The organism is Pseudomonas sp. HMWF006 (assembly GCF_003061205.1).
In the GTDB taxonomy this organism is placed as follows: domain Bacteria; phylum Pseudomonadota; class Gammaproteobacteria; order Pseudomonadales; family Pseudomonadaceae; genus Aquipseudomonas; species Aquipseudomonas monsensis.
Genome location: NZ_QAIU01000200.1, coordinates 1 through 3,295 on the forward strand (window position 1 = coordinate 1; position 3,295 = coordinate 3,295).

General features: G+C 60.3%; 3 protein-coding genes. 1 reads left to right on the forward strand and 2 read right to left on the reverse strand.

Going from position 1 to position 3,295, the window contains the following annotated elements:
- Together DBR24_RS07820 and DBR24_RS07825 are read right to left on the reverse strand one after the other, a co-directional pair.
- Positions 1-859 (reverse strand): LysR substrate-binding domain-containing protein (locus DBR24_RS07820; protein WP_128614419.1); only part of this gene is annotated, 859 nt, incomplete at its 3' end.
- A gap of 213 nt (positions 860-1,072) precedes the next feature.
- Positions 1,073-2,251, reverse strand: coding sequence for a hypothetical protein (locus DBR24_RS07825; RefSeq protein ID WP_128614420.1), 1,179 nt, complete (start codon positions 2,249-2,251; stop codon positions 1,073-1,075).
- Between the two features lie 186 nt (positions 2,252-2,437).
- Between DBR24_RS07825 and DBR24_RS07830 the strand changes: the two genes are divergently transcribed.
- The coding region (locus tag DBR24_RS07830) for a LysR substrate-binding domain-containing protein (protein WP_128614421.1) at positions 2,438-3,295 on the forward strand (858 nt) is incomplete at its 3' end.

A 3,295-nucleotide genomic window follows, 5' to 3' on the forward strand; every position in this document is an offset into this window, starting at 1 on the left:
GACTCAACCAATCGGTAAACAGCTTCACTTTCGACAAGCCTTGCTTGTCATTCGCCACATCCAGCCAATAACCATAAGGGCCGACCACCTCAATCGGGGTGATCGGCAACAGGCTGCCGTTGGCCAGTTCCTTTTCGATCATCTGGCGGTCGATCACCGCCAGTCCACCGCCGGCCAGTGCGGTGTGAATCACTTGGTCCAGAGTGCTGAATTCCAGTCCCTGTGCGGCATCAATGTCATCGCGGCCCATGGCTGCCAGCCAGTTTTCCCAGACCTTCAAGCGTTTGCCGTCGTGGAGGATGTGCAGCAGCGGGAACGCTTGCAGATCCGGTGGCTGCTCGGCCATGAACAACTCCGGGCTGGCCACGGCAATATGTCGTTCCATCACCAGCAACTGACTGACGCAGTGAGGCGCTGCCGCGAGGCCGAAGCGGATGTGGCAATCGACTTCCGTGAGGCTGTCGTGGCCGATCTGGTTGGTCACGCTGAGGTTGATGTCCGGGTAGCGCTGACAGAACGCGCGCAGGTGCGGCGACAGCCAGCGGGTGGCCCAGGTCGGCGGTGCGAGCACTTTCAAGCGTTGGCGCAGATTCGGCACGCGCACCGCTTGCAGAGAACGTTCGATGTGGTCGAAGGCTTCGGCCAGATGAGGTTTGAGGTTGCTGCCGGCTTCGGTCAGCGACAGGCCTTGCGGGGTGCGCACGAACAGCGCGACGCCGAGATAGTCTTCAAGCTGTTTGATTTGGCGGCTGACGGCGCCTTGGGTGACGTTCAGGCTCAGCGCGGCCTGACTGAAACTGCGATGCCGCGCGACTTCTTCGAACACGCGCAGAGTGTTGAGCGAGGGCAGTTGACGCATGGAGGTGGAACTCCGATCCGGTGGCCCGGTTTATTGTTGTTTTGCAGGTTTTTCCTTTGGGCGTATCTGACTATTGGTGGAGGGCGGATGCAAGTGTTGTTTACACGCACGCCATCGCGAGCAGGCTCACGCCTGCATCTGGATCCGTGCACGGACCACTGTAGGCGTGAGCCTGCTCGCGACAGCTATGTCATGAACACCAACGCATCAGGATCAGAAGTAGTAACCGACGTTCACATACAACTGGTTTTCCCACTGATCCAGCCCCCCCGCGCCCAGGCTTTGGGTGTAACTGCTGCCACCGATGTACGGATCGTTTCGGCCGAACAACCACTCGGTCGCCACCCACAATTTGCTCACTGAAAACGAGCTGCCGAGGATCATCCGCTCAGAGGTCTTGAAGCCGCTGGCAGATTTGTCGAAGGCGCTGTAGTTGGCGTAGAGCTTGATCCCGCTGACCTGATCGAACAGGTATTTACCACCCACGTCATAGCTCAGATCGGCGACGTACAGATTGCCGCGACTAGCCACGTTGTAGGTGCCGTCGTAGCCGCCGAGGGTCACCACTTCATCGCTGCCGGAATTGCGCGGCGACATCTGCTGGCGCGCCGCCTGCAACTGCACGCCCCACGGGCCGTTCTTGCCCAGATAGTGAATGGCCACGGCGTTGCGCCGGCCATCGTTGTCGGTGTCCTTGTTTTCCAGGGTCGAGGTCAGGCCGGAAATCCCCACTTCTGATTTCCATGGGCCCAGATCCAGTGCTTTTGCCACGCGCAGCACCACCGTGTTGCGTTCCTGGTTGTCGCTGCCGTCGGCGACGTAGCTGTCGGCCCCGGACACCACGCTGGAATAGGTGACGCCCTTGCTGGTGCCTTTGCCTTGCCACGCCGGGCGCAGGTAGTAACCGCCCTGGATGTTCCAGTCACCGCTTTGCTGGATGTATTTGGCGCCGATCTGTTGCACGTCTTCCAGGCCGATGACGTTGCCCAGGGTTTCGTAGAAGGTGCTGCCGAAGTACGGCTGCAAGCCGAACGGCACGGTGTTCAGGCCGACCTGCACTTGTTGGTCCGGGTTGAACTTGTAGCCAGCCCAGGCGAACTTGGCGAACTGAATATCACCGTAGTTTTTCGTGTACTGGTAAGGGTAGGAGCGACCGTAGAAGCGGTACTGCGCCTCACCGATCCAGCTGTCGGAATTGTATTTGGCGCTGAGGAATACGGTGTCTAGGCCGAACTTCTGAATGTCGCGATCCGGGTCCACGTCCCAGCGCGCGCGAACGGCGCCGCCAAGATCAAGGTTGTCGGTGACTTGTACCGCCATCGCCGGAGCGGCAACGCTGCAGAACAGAACGATGGAGGTGGTGCGCAGGCGCAAAGAGACAGGGAAGGGCATGGAGCGGCTCTCGATTGTTTTTATTAGAGATGTCGCGCAGTTTTGCCCTCCGCCGGAGGTTGAACAAACGATAAAAACGATACGCAAACCTGCATCGAATGCATGTTACTCAGAAAATCCTGTAGGACAGTCCGGCGCAGTCGTGGGATGCTTTGCGCCTTGTCAGTGGTTTTCGAGTGCCTTGATATGAAACGTAAAATGCCCGGTCTGAACGCGCTAAAGGCGTTCGAAGTGGCCGGCAGCACCGGCAGCTTCACCCGCGCCGCCGAGTTGCTTAACGTCACCCAGAGTGCGGTCAGCCGTCAGGTGCGGCAACTGGAGGAACAGCTCGGCGAAAGCCTGCTGGAACGCCGTCACCATCATCTGGAGCTGACGGCCGCCGGCAAGGTCCTGCTGCGGGCGTTGCACCAGTCGTTCGACAAGATCGAACTGACGGTGCGCAGCATTCAGCAGAAAACCCATTCCAACCGGCTGCACATCAACGCACCTCCGACCTTCACCAGTCGCTGGCTGATGCCGCGCCTGGGACGCTTGCGCGAGCAGCACCCGGAGCTGGAACTGAGCATCACCACGCGTTTGCAGGACAGCCTGGCGGAAACCAGCACCCTCGATTGCGCGATCCGTTTTGGCGACGGTGAGTGGGACGGCCTCGACAGTTCGCTGCTGATTCAGGAGCGGCACATCGCGGTGTGCGCACCGTCGCTGTATGCCCGCGAGGGCGGCGAGCAGGGCATCGACCTCAATCGCCTGACGCTGCTGCATGTGCTGGCCAAGGAAGATCAGCGTTACCTGACCTGGAAGCATTGGCTGGACGCGGCGCGCATCAGTGGCGTCGATACCCAGGGCGGCTACGAGTTCGACCTGCTGGACCTGGCGATTCAGGCTGCCACCGACGGGCTGGGCATCACCATTGCCGACTGGCACATGGTCGCGGCGGAACTGGCCAGTGGGCAGTTGACCCAGGTGCTGAATGTGCACGTGGAAGGGCATCAGTCTTACTGGTTGGTGACCCGGCCGGAGCAGACCGAGATGCCTCAGTTGCAG

Bases quoted from the DNA above. Each gene is read 5' to 3' on its own strand.
- DBR24_RS07825 (WP_128614420.1), bottom strand. From the start codon at position 2,251: ATGCCCTTCCCTGTCTCTTTGCGCCTGCGCACCACCTCCATCGTTCTG.